The following is a 21,954-nucleotide window of genomic DNA, read 5'->3' as shown; positions in this document are numbered from 1 at the left end:
CTGACCGCCGCGTCCCGTGGCGACAAGGGGCATCCCCGACGCCTTGGTGTCCGATTGCGCACGGATACTGGGAGCCTGCTGCTGCTGTCCGATCTGGCTCACCTGCAGCCGGGCGGCTAGACTGCAGCCTGGATCTGGGGAGATGACGCGCCACGTGACGGCAGTACGGGAACTTGAAGGGCTGAAGGTCTGGGTGGTTGAAGACGACCCTGAGCTGCTTGCACTGCTGCTGGACGACCTGGCCTGGCGCGGCGCGACCGTGCGTGGCCTGGACAGCGCCGAAGCCCTGTACCGCGCGCTGCTGAGCGACCGCTGCGACATCGTGGTGCTGGACGTGGGCCTGCCTGGCGAAGACGGCTACACGGTGGCGAGCCACCTTCGCGCCTCGGCCTCGATCGGCATCGTGATGCTGACCGGCCGTGGCGATCCGCGCGACATGGCGCTGGGCCTGATCCAGGGCGCCGACCTGTATCTGGTCAAGCCACCGGACCTGGACGTGCTGGCAGCCGGCCTGCACAGCCTGCGCCGCCGCCTCTCGCCCCCTTCCACCGCGCCGGCCCCCGCCACGGCGCAGCCGCGCTGGCGATTGGCCGATGACGGCTGGACCCTGCACGCACCGACCGCCGCCACGCTGGCGCTGACGATGATGGAGCGCGGCGTGCTGCAGTTGCTGTTCGCGGCCAACGGCGGCGCCGTCACCCGCGAGCAGCTGATCGCCAACATCACCGACACCCCGTGGGATTTCGATCCGCACCGGCTGGATGTGCTGGTCCATCGCCTGCGCACGCGCGTGCGCAGCGCCACCGATGTCGAGCTGCCGATCCGCGCGCTGCGCGGCCAGGGCTACCTGCTTACCGCCTGACCCGCGCGGGTCTGTGTGAGCCGGTGTGAGCGTGCGTGAGCCGCCGGCACTGACTTGCCTTCACGGCAACATCACAATCCGCCCCGCCCGGCACCGTCGGCGACGTCTGTCGCCTGCAGGCCTGGGATTCATCTGACAGGGGACGTCTGGACCGGTTGCGTTGGGTACGCATCGTGCGGCGTTCCCTGTGAACGCTGCAACGACCGGAACAGGGGAAAACGCATGTCCATCCAGAGCGATCGCGCAGGCATCTGCGCGGCGGCAACGCCGTTTGAGCGCACGCAGGCGCAGTCCTGGCGGTTGTCGCTGCGCCGCGCCGTGCTGGGCCTGCTGATGGCGCTGCCACTGCCCGCACTGGCCATCGACCTGCAGATCACCGACTTCTCCGATACCGGTTACGACCCGGTGCCCGCAGGCACCACGGTGATCTACAACGTCAAGGTCGAAAACGGCGCCAACGACACCGCCAGCGGCAGCGCGACCCTGTTCGATCTGCCCGCCGGCACCGCGCTGGGCAGCACCGCCCCGGCGGGCTGCAGCGCTTCAGCCGGCGCTGCCGGCACTACCCGCGTGGTGTGCACGAACCCGGCATTGAATGCCTCCACGGCGCCTTACGAATTCAAGCTGCCGGTCACCACCATTGCCTCGCAGCCGGCCACCATCACCGTGCGTGCCGCGATCGGTTTCGCCAACGCGCTGCCGCCGGCGACCACGCCGATCAGCACGCTGCAGAACACCGACCCGTTCTTCGGCAGCGATACCAACGTTGCCAACAACCGCACCAGCCAGAACACCACCATCCAGGCGGCGGCCGACCTGGAACTCAGCAAGAGCGCCACGCCCGATCCGGTGATTGGCGGCGGTGAAGTCACCTACACCCTGACCGTGCGCAACGCCGGCCCCAGCGTCACCACCGGCTTCCGGGTCGCCGATACGCTGCCGCCGAACGTCACCCTGGTCGGCGCGCCGACCGGTGCGGACTGGGCCTTCACCCAGCAGAACGGCACCTACAACGGCACCCTGGCGGTAGGCGCGAGCACCAGCTATTCGTTCCGCGGCAAGGTCAATGTCGGCACCGGCAACATCGTCAATTCGGCGGTGGTCAACGCCGGCAACGTGCCCGACCCGGTGCCGGACAACAACGCTGCCCAGGTGACCACGCAGGTGACCGCCGGTGCGGACCTGCTGGTGTCCAAGTCGGTATCGCCCGCGCCGGCAGCCGCCGGCTCGGTGGTCACCTATACGCTGACCGCGCGCAACGATGGTCCCAGCGCGGCCACCACCGTGGTCCTGCGCGATGCGTTGCCGGAAGGCTTCCAGGTCAACGGGGTATCCGGACCCGGCGGCTGGTCGTGCACCAACAACGCCGAGCGCACCGTGGTCACCTGCAACGCCGCGAGCTTCGCACCGGGCGCGCAGGCGCAGATCGCGATCCAGGCGCAGGTGCCGTCCACCGGCACCAACAGCAGCGGTACGGTGACCAACACCGCCCAGATCAGCGCGGCCACGCCGGATCCGGTGCTCACCAACAACGAAGGCAGCGTCGGCCTGACCGTCATCCCCGACGGCGCCGATCTGCGCATGACCAAGACCAAGACCCCGGCGCTGGTACCGGTGTGGAACAACACCGGGCTGCGCACCGACAGCGTGATGACCAGCACCCTGCGCGCGCAGAACCTGGGCCCGCGCACGGTCACCGGCAACCTGCAGCTGGTCGATACGCTTGCCGCGGGCGAAGAATGGGTCGATGCCAGTGGGCAGCCCTACGCGGCGGGCGTGCCCGTGACCGTGGGCGGTTTCAGCTGCAGCGTGGACCGCGCCTGGAGCGGGGCCCCGGCGCAGGTCGTCACCTGCACCCAGACTGGTGGCTACCCGGTCGCGGTCAACGGCAACTCCGCCGCGCTGACCCTGTACACGCTTGCGCGCCTGCAGGGCACGCTGGCCAATACCGCCTGTACCGGCGGCAGCGGCGGTTCGGCCGAACCGACCACCGCCGGTGGCATCAACCTGGATCCGAACACCGGCAATGACTGCACCGGCGGGCAGAGCCGCGCCACCGACGCCCGCGCCGACCTGTCCATCACCAAGCGCACCAATGGCGCTGGCGACGCCGACAACGTGATCCGGGAAGCGGATGGTGGGGTCAGCTACACGCTGCAGGTCACCAACAACGGCGCAACCACCACCGGCGTGGTGGTCAACGACCCCATCCCGGGCTTCGTGACCGGCAGCACCACCGTCACCAAGAACACCGTGCCGCCCGGCTGGACCTGCGATGTGGTCGGCAGCGGCTACATCTGCCGCTCCGCCGGCACCGCGCTGGCGGCCGGCGCCACCGCCACGATCGTGTTTACCGTCAACCGTGGTCTGTTCGACAGCCAGAGCCAGGCCGCCGGTACCTGCGGTGGCGTGGCGATGCCGGCCGGCCGTTTCTGCAACACCGCTGGCGTCAGCATCGATCCGAGCGTGAGCGGGTCGATCGGCGAAGCCAACCCGGGCAACAACAGCGCCTCGGACTGGGTGCAGATCGACCCGGTGGCCAACGTGGCCACCACCGCCAAGGACATCACCTCCGGCAGCCCGGGCCGCGCCGGCGTCAACACCACCTACCGCATCACCTACCAGAACCGGGGTCCGTCCACGGCCCGCGGCGTGGTGTTCAGCGATACCTTCACCCTGCCGGCCAATGACGCCGGTTTCGTATTGGTTTCCGCGGCGCGCACCGGCAGCGGCAGCACCGCGTGCAGCGTGACCTCCAACGATGCGGCGATCAGCTCGGCGCCCGCCCCGGGCGGCACCTCGTGGTTCAACACCGGCGGCGCGCCCGCCACGCTGCGGCTGACCTGTGCGCCGCAGGACATGGCCAACAACTCCACCCAGACCATGACGGTGGTGATCCGCCCGAACGTCAACAGCGGCAACACCGGTCGCCGTTTCACCAACGATGGCTCGTTCCATTTCGATCCGGACAACACCGGCAGCCCGGTACCGGCCAGCGGCGTCGACGGCAGCGGGCGCAGCTACAACTACAACAGCCGAACCGACGATGACCTGCGTGCCGCCGCGCTGGATTTCACCGCGGGTGAAGTGGACCTGATCGTCAACAAGATCGACCAGAACTTCGCCGGCGCGGTAGATCCGTTGGGCTTTGATTCGCGCGTGGGCCAGGAAGCGAACAACTACATCCTGTACCAGGTCAGCGTGCGCAACGACGGCCCGTCGCTGGCCACCCGCACGGTGATCGAAGACACCATCACCCCGGCCAGTGGCGCCAATGTCGCCTTCGTCGGCAGCCGCACCGGCACCGCCACCACCCCGCAGGGCGCGATGGAAGCACCGGGCGTGCGCTGTACCGTTGCCCCGGGCAGCAGCAATCCCACCACGGCGCCGCAGACCCTGTCGTGCAGCATGCCCAGCGTGGGCGTGTCCACCACCGAACAGGGGGCGATCGCCGCCAACCAGACCAGCTACCTGTACCTGGTGTACCAGTACCTCAGCGCGCCGCCGGCCACCGGCGCGACGCTGTTGAACGAGGTCACCGCACGCTCGGCCGAAACCGAGCGCGATACCAGCAACAACAGCGCGGTGCAGGAAACCAGCATCCGCACGCGCTCGGACCTGGCAATGACCAAGACCAGCGTGGTGCTGGCGCCCAATGCCAACCCGACCCAGCCGCTGCCCGCCGCTGCCACCACGATCAGCCTGCGCCAGCCGTTCTGGTACGTGCTGGACGTGGTCAACAATGGCCCCGGCCACAGCCTGTCGCGCGACCGCAGCGGCGACAATCCACTGCGCGGCGATGGCGTGGTGGTCACCGATACGCTGCCGGCAGGCCTGGAGGTGATCGGCGGCGGCGAAGGCACCAGCTGGCAGAAGGCCGGCAACACCGCTGACGCCGGCGTGGTCAGCAACGGCACCGGCAGCTGCGTGGTGAACGGTCGCAACCTTACCTGCCGCATGGGCGACCTGGCGCTGGACGGCCGCGTCCGCGTGCTGGTGCCCGCGCGCTGGACCACGGTGCCGGCCAATGGCGCCGGCCTCAACACCGCACGCGCCACCAGCGACCAGCTCGACCCGACCCCCGGCAATGACGAAGGCACCAGCACCCACACCGTGGTGCGGTCCTCGCTGACCGGCGTGGTGTTCCAGGACCGCGAGCGCAGCGGCACCGACGGCGGCACGCCGCAGGCCGGCGAACCGACCATTTCCGGCGTGGAAGTGCGCCTCACCGGCACCGATGCCTACGGCAACGTGGTGGCGCTCACCACCACCACCGACGGCAACGGCGCCTACCGCTTCGACAACCTTGCGCCGGCCGGTACCGACGGCTACACGCTGACCCAGGTGCAGCCGGCCGCGTACGTCAATGGGCCGGTGGCACCGCCCGTTTCGGGCGGCCTGGCGCCGTCGGACGGCGGTACCTATGCCGTGGTCGATCCGGCGATCAGCGCCAACTCGCTCTACTCCGCCATCGCGCTGGGCGCGGGCGTGGACGCGGTGCGCTACAACTTCCCGGAAGTGCGCCGCCCGGCGTTGTCCGGCTTCGTCTACGTCGACAGCAACTACAGCAACACCCGCAACACCGGCGACGCCCCGATTGCCAACGCCACCGTCGAACTGCTCGACGCGGCCGGCACCGTGGTGGCCAGTGCCACCACCGCCGCCGACGGCAGCTACAGCTTCCCCGGGCTGAACCCGCTGCAGGTGTACACGCTGCGCGAAGTGCTGCCCACTGGCAGTTACCGCAACCGCCCCAGCGCGATCAATCCAGGCCTGGTGGGTACTGCGGCGTGCGCAGGCTGCACCGTGGCCACCGGCGCGGCCGGCGATGCCGCCACCACCGACCGGATCGGAAACATCGACCTCTCGCGCGGCGAAGACGCCACTGCGTTCAACTTCGGCGAAGACGCGGTCACCGCCATCTCCGGGAATGTGTACCTGGACCGCAACGGTAACGGCGACTTCGATGCCGGCGATGCCGGTACGCGCAATTCGCAGGCCAATGGCGGCCTGCAGGGCGTCACCGTCACCCTCATCGGCGCGGGCCCCGACGGCGCGTTCGGTACGGGCGATGACCTGCCACCGGTGGTGGTCCAGACCGACGCGCAGGGCCGCTACGATTTCGATGGCCTGGTGGTCGGGCAGAACTACCGCATTACTGAGACGCAGCCGCAGGGGTATGCGAACGCTGCGGAAAACGCGACCAACAGCATCACCCTCAACGCGCTGCCGTTGACCGGTTCCAGTGGCAATGATTTCGGCGAGGCGCTCGGTTCGCTCAGCGGCGAGGTCTACGAAGACTTCTCCAACGTGGCGGCCAACAACAACAACGGCCGCCGCGACGCCGGTGAAAACGCCATCGCCAACGTCACCGTGACCCTGTCGGGCACGGACGTGCTTGGCAATCCGGTCGCGCTGACCACCACCACCGATGCCAACGGCGGCTACCGCTTCAGCGACCTGCTGCCGCCGCAGGCCGGCACCGGCTACACCCTGACCGAAACGCAGCCGGCCGGTTACCTGGACGGCAAGCATGCGGCCGGCAATGCGGCCACCCCCGGCAGCACGGCCGTGGCCAACGTCATTTCGGCGATCGCCATCAACGCCGGGCAGGACGCCAGCGGCTACCTGTTTGGCGAACTGGCCAATGCGCCGATCAGCGGCACGGTGTACCTGGACCGCAACGACGACGGCGACAACACCGCCGGCGACATCGGCGTGCCCGGCGTGCAGGTGACCATCGTCGGCAATGGCGCCGACGGCGTGTTCGGGACGCCCGACGACACCACCGTCACCCTGGTCACCAATGCCGATGGCCAGTACAGCTACCCTGGCGCGATCGCCGGCCAGGCCTACCGCATCACCGAAACCCAGCCGGCCGGGCTGGGCGAAGGCCGCGAGCAGCCGGGCAACGTCATCCTGATCGCCAACCTGCCCGCCGCCGGCGCCAGCGGCAACGACTTCGGCGAGCTGGCCGCGTCGCTGTCCGGCACCGTGTTCCTGGACCGCAACAACAACGGCGTGCAGGACGCCGGCGAGCCGGGCCTGCCGGGCGTGCAGCTGCAGCTGCCGGCCGGCACGGTCGACGCGCTGGGCAACGCCGTGGTCACCGTGGCGACCGATGCCGACGGCCGCTACCGCTTCGACCACCTGCTGGCCGGCACCTACAGCGTGACCGAGCAGGCCGCGCAGCCGTCGTTCAATGGCGTCCCGACCCTCAACGGCCTCACCCGTGCGGGCAGCATCGACGGCGCCATCGTGGGCGTGTCCACGGCCGTGGCCAGCGTGCCGAGCGCGATCAACGCGATCACGCTGCCGGCCGGCAAGGCAGGGACCGCCTATGACTTCGGCGAGATCCTGCCGGTGTCCATCGCCGGCGCGGTGTTCTTCGATGTCGACAACGACGGCGTGCGCAACGGTGCCGCTGAAACCGGCATCGAAGCGGTGACCGTGCAGGTCACCGGTACCGACGACACCGGCGCCAGCGTCTCGGTCAGCGTGCAGACCGATGCCGATGGCCGCTTCATTTTCGAAGGCCTGCGCCCAGGCACCTACACGCTTGTTGAACCGCAGCAGCCGGCCGGCACCAGCAACGGCATCACCACCGCCGGCACCGTCGGCGGCACGCCGCGTGGCACCGCCACCCCGATCACCACCGTGCCCAGTGCGATCAGCACCATCGACCTGGCCACGCCGGGCAGCGCTTCGGTGGACAACCTGTTCGGCGAAATTCCGCTCAACAGCGGCATCAGCGGCAAGGTCTGGACCGACCGCAACAATGACGGCGTGGTCGACCCGGGCGAAACCGGCCTGGCCAATGTGCGGGTCACCCTGACCGGCACCGACCTGGCCGGCAACCCGATCAGCCGCGATACCGTGACCGACGCCGACGGCAGCTACAGCTTCGCCGAACTGCCGCCGGGCACCTACGTGGTGACCGAACCGGAGCAGCCCACCGGCACCCGCGATGGCCGCACCGTGGCCGGCAGCACCGGTGGCAGCGTGACCGCGCCGGGCACGGCGCCTTCGCAGATCACTGCGCTGGTGCTGGGCGTGAACCAGCAGTCGATGAACAACAACTTTGGTGAGATTCCGACCGCCAGCATTGCCGGCCGCGTCTACAACGACAGTAACGACAACGGCAGCGTCGACAGCGGCGAAGGCGGCATCGCCGGGGTCAGCGTGGTGCTGACCGGCACCGATGACCTCGGCGAGCCGGTATCGCTCACGTTGAATACCGACGCCGAAGGCCGCTACCGCTTCGAGGGCCTGCGCCCGGGCACCTACACCGTGACCGAGCCGACCCAGCCGCCGCAGACGCTCAACGGCATCACCAGCGCCGGCACCGTCAACGCCGCCCTGGTCGGTGTGGCCAGTGACCGCGCCAGCGTGCCGTCGGCGATCAGCCAGATCGTGCTGCCGCTGGGCGTGGACGCGCTGGAGTACAACTTCGGTGAGATCGGCGATTCGCCCGACCTGATGGTCAGCAAGGCGTCCACCAGCACGCGCTTCACGGTCAACAACCTGGCCGGTTACACCATCCAGGTGCGCAACGCCGGCCAGCAGCCGAGCCGTGGCGAGTACACGGTGCACGACCGCCTGCCGGCGGGCCTGAGCCTGGACAGCCTGCCGGTGGGGACCGGCTGGACCTGCACCGGTGAACCCGGCGCGGTGCGTTTCAGCTGCACCAGCCAGCGCGTGCTGGCTGCCGGTGCGGTATCGTCGGACAGCATCGCCGTGGTGGTGCGCGTGGCCGCCGCAGCGGCCGAGGCCGGCACCGTCAACAATGCCGTGCTGGTGGAAGGCGGCGGTGAGAACCCGTTCCGCGCCCCGACCGCAATCGAACGCGCTGCGTTCGAGGGCGAAGTGGGCAACCTGCCGGCGTGCGTGGACACCATCATCCACAACGCCTGCCGCGTGCCCAACAGCGTGCAGCTGGCCGCGTCGGTCGGCGGCACCGTCTGGTTCGACGTGGGCAGCGATGACCAGCTGCTGGATGGCGGCGACCGTCGTCTGTCGGCCTGGATCGTGGAGCTGGTGGACCCCGCCAACGGCCAGGTGGTGAAGACCACCGTGAGTGCGGCTGACGGCAGCTACCGCTTCGGCGATGTGGTGCCAGGCGTGAAGTGGAACATCCGCTTCCGCGACCCGCGCTCCACCGTGCTGTGGCCGTTCCCGGTCACCCGCGAAAGTGCCGGCGGCGTGCAGGAAGCCTGCGACGCCGACGCGGCGATCGCGCGCGGCGGGGTCAGTGCCTGCCGCACCACCGACAACGGCACCAGCCAGCTGGAAGTGGTGCTGCGCGCCGGTGACCACCTGCCGCAGCAGAGTCTGCCGGTAGACCCATCGGGCGTGGTGTACGACGCCACCACCCGCGACCCGGTACCGGGTTCGATCGTGACCCTGGCGCCGGTTGGCCTGTGCAGCGGGTATGACCCGCGAACCAGCGTGCTCAATGCAGCCGGTGGTGGCTATCGCATTGACGGCAACACGATTGCGATGACCGTTGGCAGCGAAGGCTTCTACCAGTTCGCGTTTGGTCCGGCGGCGCCGGCACGTTGCGAGTTCCAGTTGACGGTGACTCCGCCGGGTGGCTACACCTTCGTGTCGAGCATGATCCCGCCGCAGGCCAGCGCGTTGTCGCCGGCCGGCGGTGCCGGTGCCAACCATGTCGTGCAGGCCAACACCCAGGCGCCGACCGGCGCGGTGGGTACGGCGACCGAGTACTACCTGACCCTGTTCGCGGGTTCGGCCACCGCAGCGATCGTGCACAACCATCTGCCGCTGGATACGGCGGTGGCCACGGGCCTGGCGATCACCAAGACCGGCGACCGCCAGACCGCCGAAATCGGCGACACCGTGCAGTACACCATCACCGTGCGCCAGACCGCAGGCAGTGCGCTGGCCGCGTTGAACGTGATCGACCGCCTGCCGCGTGGCTTCACCTACATCAACGGCACCGCGCGTGCCGACGGCCGTGCGGTGGGCGACCCGGCCGGCAAGCCCGGCCCGCTGCTGGGCTTCGCGCTGGGGCCGATCACTGTCGGTGGCCAGATCGTGCTGACCTACCGGGTCCGCGTGGGCGTGGGCGCGCAGCAGGGCGACGGCATCAACCGGGCGCAGGCCCATGGCTGTTCGATCAGCGGCGGTTGCATCGACCCGGTGGCGGTCACCCCGCTGCCCGGTTCGCTGGCCTCCAACCGTGCCGAATACCGCGTGCGTGTCACCGGTGGCGTGTTCACCGAACAGGCCTGTGTGCTCGGCAAGGTGTTCATGGACTGCAACAACAACCACCTGCAGGACCGCGAAGAGCTGGGCATCCCGGGAGTGCGCCTGTACTTCTCCGACGGCACCTGGGTGATCAGCGATTCGGAAGGCAAGTACAGCTTCTGCGGCCTGCCGCCGCAGAGCCACACGCTGAAGGTGGATGCGAGCACGCTGCCGGTCGGCGCGCGCCTGAGCACCAGCAGCAACCGCAACCTGGGCGACGCCGACAGCCTGCTGCTCGACCTGAAGAACGGCGAGCTGCACCGCGCCGACTTCATCGAAGGCAGCTGCGCCAACCCGGTGCTGGAGCAGGTCAAGGCACGTCGCACCCAGGGTGAGGTGCAGGCGCCGGAAACCGAACCGGGCCAAGCGCCGCTGCGCTTCGAGAGCAAACCCGCACGGGCGCCGCAGCAGGCGACCGATACGGCCAACCAGAGACCGATCGTGCATCCCAGAGCCACACCGCCCGCCGCCGCCACGGAGGGACAGCCATGAGCCGTGCTTCCGTAGTGCGCCAGCTGCCGCGCTTGAGCTTATTGGCCTGCGCGCTGGCGACCCTGCCGGCGATGGCCCAGAGCGTGGGTACGCCGGGCCGCTTCACCCCGGTACTGGGCGATGCCAGCACGCTGTACCCGCGCAGCCCGGCCAGCGTGGACGCCGCGCCCGTTGCGGTGCGCGCCGCAGCGGGCACGCTGGACCGCATCGTGGTCGAGCTGGACCGCGACGGCGTGCCGGCCGATGGCCAGAGCCCGGTGCACGTGCGCGTGCAGCTGCTGGACCCCAGCGGCCTGCCGCTGGCCGGCACCACCTACGCGACGATTGAAAACAGTGGCGGCCGGATCCGCCTTCCCGGCTCGCGCACCGATGAGCTCGGCCCGGGTGCGCTGGATGCCGACAAGGTCACCCCGGGCGTGCAGCTGCAGGTGGTCGATGGCGTGGCCGAGTTCGACCTGGTCGCGCCGCACGAGCCCCAGGATGTGCTGCTGCGGATCACCGCCGGGGCCGAAACCGCGCAGGGCAGCATCGGCTTCGTGCCGGAGATGCGCGAGATGATCGCCACCGGCCTCATCGAAGGCGTGGTCAACTTCCGCAGCCACGGCAATGGCAGCCTGGTTTCGCCGGTGGAGCACAACGACGCGTTCGACCGCGACATCCGTCGCTGGGAGCGCCAGTTCAACAACGGCAAGGCCAACGCCGCCGCGCGCACCGCGTTCTTCGTCAAGGGCCGGATCAAGGGCGATGCGCTGCTCACTGCCGCCTACGATTCGGACAAGGACACCCGCGGCCGCCTGCTGCGTGACATCCAGCCCGAGGAGTTCTACCCGGTCTACGGCGACGCGTCGCTGCGCGGCTTCGACGCGCGCTCGGCCGAGCGCCTGTACGTGCGTATCGACAACAAGCGCAGCTACCTGCTCTACGGCGACTTCCAGACCGGCGACGGGCTGGCCACGGCCACCGGGATCGGCGGCAGCGGTGCGATTCCGCAGCGCAGCCTGGGGACCTACAACCGCACCGCCACCGGACTGGGCTGGCATTTCGAAAGCGCGCGCGTGCGCAGCAATATGTTCGCCATCGAAGATTCCCTGCGCCAGGTGATCGAAGAGTTCCGCAGCCAGGGCAGTGGTCCCTACGCGCTGCGCAACAACGCGGTGCTGGAAGGCAGCGAGCGTGTCGAAGTCATCTCGCGCGACCGCAACCAGCCCACCCGCATCGTGTCGGTGCGGCCGCTGGCGCGGCTGGTGGACTACAGCTTCGAGCCGTTCTCCGGCCGCATCCTGCTCAACCAGTTCCTGCCGGCCTTCGACAGCGACCTCAACCCGGTCTCGCTGCGCATCACCTATGAACTGGACCAGGACACCGAGAAGTTCTGGGTGGTCGGCGCCGACGCGCAGGTGAAGCTCACCGACCAGCTGGAAGTCGGCGCGGCGGCGGTGGATGACCGCAACCCGTATGCGGAATTCCGCATGGGCAGCGCCAACGCAAGCTACCGGTTCGGTGACAACACCCTGCTGGTGGCCGAGTTCGCGCGCACCCAGAGCGAGGTCAACACCAACAGCATCAACCAGATCACCTCGCAGGGCCTGAAGGACGTCACCGGCGAGGTGGAAGGCGATGCCTGGCGCGTGGAATTCGCGCACCAGACCGAGAAGCTGGAAGGGCGCCTGTTTGCCGCCCGTACCGACCCGGCGTTCAACAACCCGGCCGCGCCGCTGTACGGCGGTCGCGGTGAGTACAACGCGCGCGTGGCCTACCAGCTTGGGCCGCGGCTGGAGCTGTACGTGGAAGGGCTGCGCAGCGAAGACCGCAACCCGGACGGTGGCAAGCGCGATGCCGGCGGCGCCGGCGTGCGCATTGGCGCTACTGAACGGCTGACCGTGGACCTGGGCGTGCGCAGCATCCGCGAGACCATCGGCGTGACCTCGCCGTGGTCGTCCGGGGTACCGTTCGGCAATGCCGGCGGGCTGACCGGCGGCTTCGCCACCGGTGCCGGTGGCGGCGCGCTCGGCTACGGCCAGCAGGCGCTGGACCCGGCCACCGGGCTGATGGTGATCAACGGCAGCAGCACCGGCAGCCCGATCACCAGCGACCTGCCGGTGGGCACCGAGCTGGAATCGGACAGCGCCCGCTTCGGCCTGGGCTATCGCCTGAGCGACAAGCTCAGCAGTGGTGCCGAGATCGAGCACAGCGTGAGCGGCGAAGAACGTCGGCGCCTGGCCGCCGGGTTGGACTACCAGGTGTTCGAACGCAGCCGCCTGTACGGCCGCTACGAAAAGCAGACCGGCCTGACCAGCGCCTACGGCATCACCACCACCGACCGCGAGGCCGACGCGCTGGTGTTCGGTATCGACAGCAGCTACCTGCGCGATACCCAGACCTTCAGCGAGTACCGCCTGCGCGACGCGATCAGTGGCCGCGACGTACAGGCCGCCTCGGGTATCCGCAACAACTGGGACATCGCCGAGGGCCTGCGCCTGTCCAGTTCGGCCGAGCACGTGAAGGTGATCGACGGCAGCACCGGTGACAGCACCGGCCTGGCGCTGGCCTTGGACTACGGCGCCAACCCGCTGTGGCGCGGTGCGATACGGGCCGAACACCGCATTTCCGAAGACGTGCCGGACACCGACACCAATGAGGCGTTCAACACCACGCTGCTGCAGTTCATGCTGGCCCGCAAGCTCAGCCGCGACTGGACCCTGCTGGCCCGCAACTACCTGCTGAGCACGCGGTATGACGCACGCGGCGACGTGCTGCAGGACCGCTTCCAGCTGGGCGTGGCCTACCGCGATACCGACCGCAACCGGATCAACGCGCTGGCCCGTTACGAGTACAAGCTCGAGCGCGACGAGAGCGGGCTGACCCTGGTCGATGGCAGCACCGTGGATGGCAGCAGCCAGGACGTGCGCACCCGCGCGCACATTGTCTCTGCCCATGCCGATTGGCATCCGTCGCGGCCGTGGTGGTTCACCGGGCGCGTGGCCGGCAAGTGGCAGCAGGATCAGTTCGCCTACGCCGACGGGGGTCGGGTCAACAGTGACTTCCGCGCCACGCTGCTGTCCGGGCGGGTGGTCTATGACATCACCGAGAACTGGGACATCGGCGTGCTCGGCTCCACGTTCCGCGGCCAGAGCGGCGCCAACCAGTACGCCTACGGCATGGAAGTCGGCCGCCTGCTGCGCCAGAACCTGTGGCTGTCGGCCGGCTACAACTGGACCGGCTTTGCCGGCGACCGCGACCTGAACGGCTATGAGTACACCCAGCAGGGCGTGTTCGTGCGCCTGCGCTTCAAGTTCGACGAAGACCTTTTCCGGCCGGACCCCGTCCGCTACCGCGACCCGGCACGCTGAGGATGCCCTGATGAACAACGCCAACCCGATCTTCCGTTCTGCGCGCCCGCTGCTGGGCGCGGCGCTCCTTGCCGCCCTTGCCGGTGCCGCACATGCGCAGGCGGCGCAGCTGCTGCCGCAGCAGCAGCGCATCACCGACGAGGCCATCCATGCCGACCATGCGACTTACGAGGCGACCCAGGGCCGCATCCAGGCGCTCAATGATGGCGGCCGGCCGATCCGCGATTACCACCTGTCCAAGGCACAGTGCTGGCTGGACGTGTCCTTCCACGAATACAGCCGCAACGACCGCAGCGATTTCCCGCAGGCCGCATTGGGGGAATCCGAGCGGCTGATCATCGGCATGGAACAGGGCGCCAGCCCGCTGCCCACCGACACGCCGCTGGTCAACAACGCGAAGTACCTGCGCGACGACCTGTGGCAGCGCCTGCGCGTGCTGCATGGCGCGCCGGGCTTTGCCTGCGCGGCGCAGCAGGTGGCCTGCGGCGAGGTCGAGCTGGTGCACGCCGGCAACGAATTCAACCAGCAGCAGTGGCGGCATTCCAAGCCGTACATCCAGATTGCCGAGGAGCTGGTCAACGACGCCGAAGCGCTGGCCCGCCAGTGCGACGTGGCCCCGGCGGCCATCGCCGCACCGGGCCCGCTGGTGGCCAACGTGCTGTTCGAGTTCGACCGCGACGGCTACCGCGACATCCGCACCTACTCGCTGGAGAGCATCGACCGCGCGCTGGCCAGCATCGCCGCGGAGAAGCTGAGGCTGCAGGGCGTCACGCTGGTCGGGCATGCCGACCGCCTGCAGGGGCGCGGCTTCGACGCCAACCAGGCGCTGTCCGAACGGCGCGCACGCACCGTGCGTGAGCTGCTGATCGGACGCGGGCTGGACCCGGCGACGATCCGTTACGAATACCGGGGTGACACGCAGCAGGTGCAGCAGTGCGACGGCGTGCGCCCGCACGCTGCGTTGCTGGAATGCCTGCTGCCCAACCGGCGGGTGGAAGTGCGGTTCGACGTCATCCGCTGACGTCGGATCCATCACACATCCCAGCGAATGGGCCGGCTGCCGCTGAGACGCACCCACCCGGCCGCCGCGGCCTCTTCCGGATTTCCCAGCACTGCATACAGATGCGGTGCCTGGGTCCCGTCTTCGCCCCATATCCCTGCCCATGCATTGCGCCCGCCCTGGCGGGCGCCCTGCAGTGCACGATCGGCAGCGCGCAGGCTGTCATCCCGCTCCGCCGGTGCATCGCCGAACAACGGCAGGGGTGCCATGCCCACGCTGGCGGTCAGGGTCAGGTGCTGACCGGGGGCGAGATCCACCACCAGCCGCTCGATGGCCAGCCGCAGGTGCCCGGCCAGGGCCTGTGCCGCTTCCGCGCCGGTGTCGTGGCGCGCCACCAGGAAGGCCGCGCCGCCCCAGCGTGCCAGCAGGTCGTGCCGGTCGCAGGCCGCACGCAGGCATTCGCCCACGGCACGCAGCACGCTGTCGCCGGCTGCTTGTCCATGGCGCTCGTTCAGCGCTTTGAAGTCGTCCAGTTCGATCAGCAGGAGCGCGCTGCGCGCTGCGCCATCGTGGCCTGCGGCGCGTTCGTCGAGCCTGCGCTCGGCCTCGCGGCGGTTGGGCAGCCCGGTGACGCTGTCGGTCCGGCTGAGCGCGGTGAGCTGGCCGCGCTGCTGGCGCAGCCGCAGCACGAGCACCGTGGCAATCACCGCGACGGTGAGGAAAGCGATCACCGCGCTGTTGCGCAGCACGCGCACCCGGCCCAGGTCCTGTTCGGCATTGACCTGGGCGGGATGGATGCTGCGTTCGGCCGAGGCCTGCAGCCTGGCCAGCTGGGTGAGGGTCTCGCCCTTGCTGCGCGCCTGGTCCATCGCGCGGCCCTGGCGCACGTACTGCAGCGCCTGCTCGCGGTGACCCAGCAGGGTGTGGATGTCACCGAGCAGGTCCAGGCCGTTGCGGACTTCTTCCACGAACCGCCCGTGCTCTGCCAGGCCCTGCGACTGGGTGGCCAGCGGCAGCGCCACCGCGGCGTTGCCCCGGTCCATCGCCAGCCGTGCCAGGCGCTGCAGGGTCACCACCTGGCCCTGCGGATCCTGCTTTCCCTGCCAGGCCAGCACGCCGCGCAGCGCTGCCTCGGCGGCATCCCGTTGCCCCGACACGCGCAGGATTTCGGCGCGATGGCTGGCAATGCGATGCAGGAACACGTCCTGGCCGCTCAGCCGCGTTCCGATCGCTTCGGCGCGCTTGAAGGCTGCGGTGGCTTCCTCGTACCGCTGCAGCATCAGCAGCGCATACCCATAGTTGTAGTACAGGATCAGGTCGCCCGGGTTCGGCGGCCGGTGCAGGTGGTCGCTGAGCTGCGTGGCCTTGTGCAGGTAGGTGAGGGCGCCTTCGGCATCGCCCATCGCGTCGCCACGGATCATGGCGATCTGCATCAACGCGCCGATCTGGCCCTGCACGTCGCGTTGCCGCACCGCATCGTCCAGCAGGGTGCCGGTCAAGCCGAGCGCGCGCGCGTGGTCGCCGCGCCACAGCAGCAGGTGCGCGGCCATGGTCCGGGCGCGCTGGATATCGTCGGGGCTGGCGTCGGCGCGCGTCGCGGCCGCCAGCAGGCGGTCGGGCAGGTCGGTGGTCTGGTCCAGCTGCCCCAGCGCCCGCAGCGCCACCCCCAGGCAGCCGACCGCGCCGATTTCCATCGAGGTGGACAGCGAGGGCGCGGCCAACAGGCTGCGTGCGAGCTGCAGCGAGGCCTGCGGTTCGCTGGTGAGCAGGGCATGGCACTGTTCCACCTGCGCCATCTGCGGCGCCGCGTCGAGCGGGCGCTGCGCCTGGGCGGGCAGCGCGGCCAGGGACAGCACAACGGCAAGCGCAGGCAGTCCGCGCCGGACTAGCGACAACATAGGCATGGCGACAACGACTTCCCCGGTCGAGTGCAGACGATCTACAGCGCACTGCTAATATACCGATGTTGCCGCCGCGCGCCGGCGCCGCCCGCCATTCCCTGCCGCATGCCCGAGTCGTCGCCTTCCACCCGCGCCGCCGCTGCTGAACGCCCTGCCGGGCTGGGTCGGCGTACCGATGCCATGCTGGGCAGCCTGCTGCTGCTGGTGGGGCTGTACCACCCGTTGCTGGCGGCGTGGACGGCGTTTCGGCTCGGGGCGGGTCTGGACATGATGGTCCCCGCCATGGCTGCGGCCCACCTGCTGTTGTGCCTGCTGTGCCTGATCGAGCACCGGGCCGGCCGCAGCCTGCATGCCGCCGTGGTGTTCCTGGCCGGTGAACTGCTGCTGCTGGTGCTGGCCTACGGGTACTGGGGACTGGCCGCCCAGCTGCGGGTGCAGCTGGTGCAGCTGGTGCCGGTGCTGTTGGTGGCGGCGGTGCTTGGCCGCCGTCCGCTGGCCTGGACCGCGGCATGGCTGTGCGGGCTGATGGCCTTGGGCGGCTGGGTCGACGCGGCGTCGGGCCTGTTCCGGGCCGACCGGGTGCTGCACGCGACCAGTGACCTGGCAGTGTCGGCATTCGGCACCGTCATGACTGCCTGGCTGCTCCACCACAGCGTGACCGGCCTGCGGGAAAGCCTGCAGGAAGCCCACCAGCGCAGCCAGGAACTGGCCCGCAAGCGCGACGAGCTGCAGGTGGAGATGCAGGCCCGCGAGCGTTCGCGCGACCAGCTCGTGCATGCCATGAAGATGGACAACGTAGGTCGCCTGGCCAGCGGCATCGCGCACGATTTCAACCACCTGCTGGCGCTCATCCAGGGCTACGTGGCCAAGGCGCGGCGCAGCGAGGGCGAGACCCTGCAGGCGGCCCTGCAGGGCGCGGATTCGGCGACCCGGCGGGCCAGCGCGGTGAGCCGGCGCCTGCTGGATTTCAGCCGGCTCGAGCCGGGCCGACCGCAGCTGCTGGACGCGGCCGCCACGCTGGCGGCGATGGCGCCCACGCTGCAGCAGGTGTTCGATGACCGCGTGCACTGCGAAGTGGAAACCGGCGACGTGCAGCGGCTGATCCACTTCGACCCGGCCCAGCTCGAATCGATCCTGCTCAGCCTGGCGGTCAATGCCAGCCAGGCCATGCCCGACGGTGGCCGGTTCACGCTGCGCCTGCAGCCGCCCGATACCGACGGACGCGTGGTCCTGCAGCTGCAGGACACCGGCCAGGGCATGAGCGAAACGGTGCGCGCGCGCTGCCTGGAACCGTTCTTCACCACCAAGCCGGTGGGACAGGGTACCGGCCTGGGCCTGGCGGTGACCGCCAGCCTGGTGGAGGCGGCCGGCGGTGCGGTGCAGGTGCACAGCCGCCCGGGCGAGGGCACCCGGATCGACCTGCAGCTGCCGTCGCGTCCGCTGGCGGCGTGAGCAGGGGCGTGCAGCGGCTACACTGCGGCCTGCGCTTGCGGAAACATGCCCGTGGTTTCTAGCTGGATCCTGCTGCTGGTGTCGGTGGCCTATGCCGCCCTGTTGTTCGGCGTGGCCTGGTGGGGCGACCGCCGTCCCATGTACCCCGACCGCCCGTGGCTGCGCCCGGTGGTCTACAGCCTGGCGCTGGCGGTGTACTGCTCGTCGTGGACCTTCTACGGGGCGGTGGGCACGGCGGTGCGCAACGGCATCGGCTACCTGCCGATCTACCTCGGTCCGCTGCTGCTGCTGCTGTTTGGCTGGCGCATCATCGAACGCCTGGCGCTGATCGCGCGCAGCCAGAACGTGGTGTCCATCGCCGATTTCATCTCCTCGCGGTTCGGCCGCTCGCGACGGCTGGCCGCGCTGGTGGCGGTGATCGCGCTGATCGGCATCGTTCCCTACCTCGCCCTGCAGTACAAAGCCGTGGCGATGAGCCTGCAGGTGCTGACCGGCAGCGTCGGGCCCACCGGCTGGTTCAGCGACCCGGCGTTGTACGTGGCGCTGCTGATGGCGCTGTTTGCCACCCTGTTCGGCACCCGCCAGGTGGACGCCACCGAACACCACCACGGCATGATGCTGGCCATCGCGCTGGAATCGATGATCAAGCTGATCGCGATGGTGGCGCTGGGCCTGTTCGCCTACCTGTGGCTGGCCGACCGCGGCGAAACCGTGGTGCGCAGCGCGCATACGCTGTTCACCGGGCTGCCGCCGGTCGGCTTCATCTCGCAGACGCTGCTCAGTTTCCTGGCCATCGTGTGCCTGCCGCGCCAGTTCCACGTGGCGGTGGTGGAATGCGGCGACGTGCGCGATGTGCGCCGCGCGCGGTGGATGTTCGGCGGCTACCTGATCATCATTTCGGCGATGGTGATTCCGATCGCCACGGCCGGTGTGACCCTGTTCGGCACCGGCGGCAGCATCGCCGACGACAGCATGGTGCTGGCCCTGCCGTTGGCCGAAGGCCGTAAATTCCTGGCGCTGGTGGCCTACGTGGGCGGCTTCTCGGCTGCCACCGGCATGGTCATCGTGTCCTCCATCGCGCTGGCCACCATGGTCAGCAACGACCTGGTGATGCCGGTGCTGCTGCGCCGCAGTGGCGACCACCAGGAAGCGGCCGACGTCGCTTCGCGGGTGTTGTGGATCCGCCGCATGGCGATCCTGCTGTTGGCCCTGGCCGCGTACAGCTACTACCGCGGCAGCAGCAACGACAGCACGCTGGCCTCGTACGGGCTGATGGCATTCGCTGCGGTGGCCCAGTTTGCGCCGGGCCTGATCGGTGGCCTGTACTGGCGCGGTGCCAGCCGCCGGGGCGTGGAGACCGGCATCCTGCTCGGCTTCGGCACCTGGATCTACACCCTGCTGCTCCCGGCGCTGACCCACGCCGGCTGGATGGATGCGGCCTGGCTGAGCGACGGACCGTTCGGCATTGCCTGGCTGCGGCCGCAGGGGCTGTTCGGCATGACCAGCTGGGACCCGCTCACCCATGGCACGTTCTGGTCGCTGCTGATCAACGCCGCGGCCATGCTGCTGGTGTCGGTGCGCTGGCGCCCCGGCGTGGACGAGCGCCTGCGCGCCGCGCCGTTCCTGGACCCGTATGCCGAGCGCCCCTCCGTGGCCGGTGCCTGGCCGGGCCATGTGCATGTGGGCGACCTGCTGGCGCTGGCCTCGCGCGTGGTCGGCGACCGCCATGCGCGCCGGTCGTTCTTCGAGCAGGCGCAGTCGCTGGGCCGCGAGCTGCAGGCCTCGGCCCCGGCGGACCGGGCCTGGGTGCAGTTCACCGAACGCCTGCTGGCCGCCTCGATCGGCGCGGCCTCCGCGCGCCTGCTGCTGACCAGCCTGCTGCGTGGCTCGGGCATGGACCTGGGCGAGGTGGTAGCGGTACTCGATGAGGCCGGGCAGGAACTGCGCTTCAACCGCGAGATCCTGTCCACCACGCTGGAAAACATCAGCGCCGGGGTCAGCGTGGTTGATCCGGACATGCGCCTGACCGCGTGGAACCGCCGCTACCAGCAGATGTTCGGCTACCCCGATGGCATGTTGTACGTGGGCCGCCCGGTCGCCGACCTGATCCGCTACAACGCCGAGCGCGGCGAGCTGGGCGAGGGCGATATCGACGTGCAGATCAACCGCCGCATCGGCTACATGCGCGCCGGTTCGCCGCACATCTTCGAGCGCACCCGCAGCGATGGCCGGGTGATCGAGATGCGCGGCCAGGCGCTGCCCGGCGGCGGCTATGTCACCAGCTACAACGACATCACCGACTACAAGCACGCCGAGACCGCGCTGCTGGAGGCCAACGAGACGCTGGAACAGCGCGTGGCCGAACGTTCGCATGAAGCCGAAGTGGCGCAGCAGTCCAAGACCCGTTTCCTGGCCGCAATCAGCCATGACGTGCTGCAGCCGCTGAACGCAGCGCGCCTGTTCGCCTCGGCATTGCGCGACAGCCACCACAACAACGATGAACAGCGGCACCTGGCAGAGCGCGTGGACGCCTCCCTGCGTGCCGCCGAAGAACTGCTGGACGGGCTGCTGGACGTGTCGCGGCTGGATGCCGGCGGCCTGCACCCGGTGATCGGCGATTTCGACGTGAGCCTGCTGATGCGCGAACTGGCCGCGCAGTACTCGCCGGTGGCGGCCGGGCGCGGCCTGCGCCTGGACCTGTTCGCGCGCCCGGCCTGGGTGCGCAGTGACCGCCGCCTGCTGCGCCGGGTGCTGCAGAACTTCCTGGCCAATGCGCTGCGCTACACCCGCCAGGGCCGCATCGTGCTGGCCGTGCGCCATCGCCGCGACGAGATCGAACTGCAGGTGTGGGATACCGGGCCGGGCATCCCCGAGCACCACATGCAGCAGATCTTCAATGAGTTCCATCGCTACCAGCAGCCGTTCGACTGGGGCGAGCAGGGGCTGGGGCTGGGCCTGTCGATCTGCCAGCGCATCTCGCGCCTGCTCGACCACCGCCTCAACGCGCGCAGCCAGGTGGGCAGCGGCAGCATGTTCTCGATCCTGCTGCCCCGTGCGCAGGTGCCGGATCTACCGGCCAGCGACGCGCCGGCCAGCGTGCCCGAGCACAGCACCCGCACCGATTCGCTGGCCGGCATGCGCGTGCTGTGCGTGGACAACGACCAGGAAATCCTCGACGGCATGCGTGCATTGCTGGGCCGCTGGCAGGTGCAGGTGATCACTGCCAGCACCGTGGACCAGGCGCTGGAGGAAGTGCAGGCGCAGCCGGACGTGATGCTGGTCGACTACCACCTGCACGATCGCCTGGATGGACTGGACACGCTGGTGGCGCTGCGCGAGCGCGCCGGGCGCGACATTCCCGGCGCGCTACTGACCGCCGACGGTCGCGACGAGCTCAAGCGGATGGCGCGCGAACGCGGTTACCGGCTGCTGACCAAGCCGATCAAGCCGGCCTCGCTGCGTGCGTACCTGGCGGCGCATTCGACCTTGAAAGGGTGAATCCGACAGGCACGGCCCTGCCGCGCCATCGCGCTGTCTATGCTGCGCGGTCGATCCCTGCGCCATGGAGTGTCCGTGCCCGTCCCCTCATTGCGGTCCGTTTTCGCTACGCAGCTGCATTCGCCGTGG

At 69.6% G+C, this 21,954-nt stretch carries 7 protein-coding genes; 6 read left to right on the top strand and 1 reads right to left on the bottom strand.

Annotation, left to right across the window (positions count from 1 at the left end; all coding sequences use genetic code 11):
- Positions 1-142: 142 nt before the first annotated feature.
- The 4 genes from AC06E7_RS06365 (at position 143) to AC06E7_RS06350 (ending at position 14,995) form a co-directional block, all read left to right on the top strand.
- Positions 143-862, top strand: coding sequence for a response regulator transcription factor (locus AC06E7_RS06365; protein WP_478063569.1), 720 nt, complete (start codon positions 143-145; stop codon positions 860-862).
- A 222-nt stretch (positions 863-1,084) separates the two neighbouring features.
- Entirely contained in the window at positions 1,085-10,624 is a 9,540-nt protein-coding gene (locus AC06E7_RS06360) for an SdrD B-like domain-containing protein (protein WP_478063567.1), read from the top strand.
- Entirely contained in the window at positions 10,621-13,974 is a 3,354-nt protein-coding gene (locus AC06E7_RS06355; protein ID WP_478063565.1) for a hypothetical protein, read from the top strand. Before AC06E7_RS06360 ends, AC06E7_RS06355 begins: the two co-directional genes overlap by 4 nt.
- A 10-nt stretch (positions 13,975-13,984) precedes the next feature.
- Positions 13,985-14,995 carry an OmpA family protein gene (locus AC06E7_RS06350; RefSeq protein ID WP_478063564.1) on the top strand — a complete coding sequence of 337 codons (1,011 nt, stop codon included), beginning with the start codon at positions 13,985-13,987 and terminating at the stop codon, positions 14,993-14,995.
- A gap of 11 nt (positions 14,996-15,006) precedes the next feature.
- On the opposite strand, the gene AC06E7_RS06345 is transcribed toward AC06E7_RS06350, so the two are convergent.
- Complete coding sequence (locus AC06E7_RS06345) at positions 15,007-16,872, bottom strand: diguanylate cyclase domain-containing protein (protein WP_478063562.1); 1,866 nt, start codon at positions 16,870-16,872, stop codon at positions 15,007-15,009.
- Positions 16,873-16,980: 108 nt separating this feature from the next.
- On the opposite strand from AC06E7_RS06345, the gene AC06E7_RS06340 reads away from it, so the two are divergent.
- Positions 16,981-18,327: a sensor histidine kinase gene (locus AC06E7_RS06340; RefSeq protein ID WP_478063560.1), complete on the top strand. Its 1,347-nt coding sequence runs from the start codon at positions 16,981-16,983 to the stop codon at positions 18,325-18,327.
- A gap of 51 nt (positions 18,328-18,378) precedes the next feature.
- Entirely contained in the window at positions 18,379-21,825 is a 3,447-nt protein-coding gene (locus AC06E7_RS06335; protein WP_478063632.1) for a hybrid sensor histidine kinase/response regulator, read from the top strand.
- The last annotated feature ends 129 nt before the right edge of the window (positions 21,826-21,954 follow it).

This window comes from Stenotrophomonas sp. Steno-Z4 (assembly GCF_056393145.1).
The sequence above is the reverse complement of the archived record's forward strand: the minus strand, read 5'-3'. Positions and strand labels throughout refer to the sequence as shown.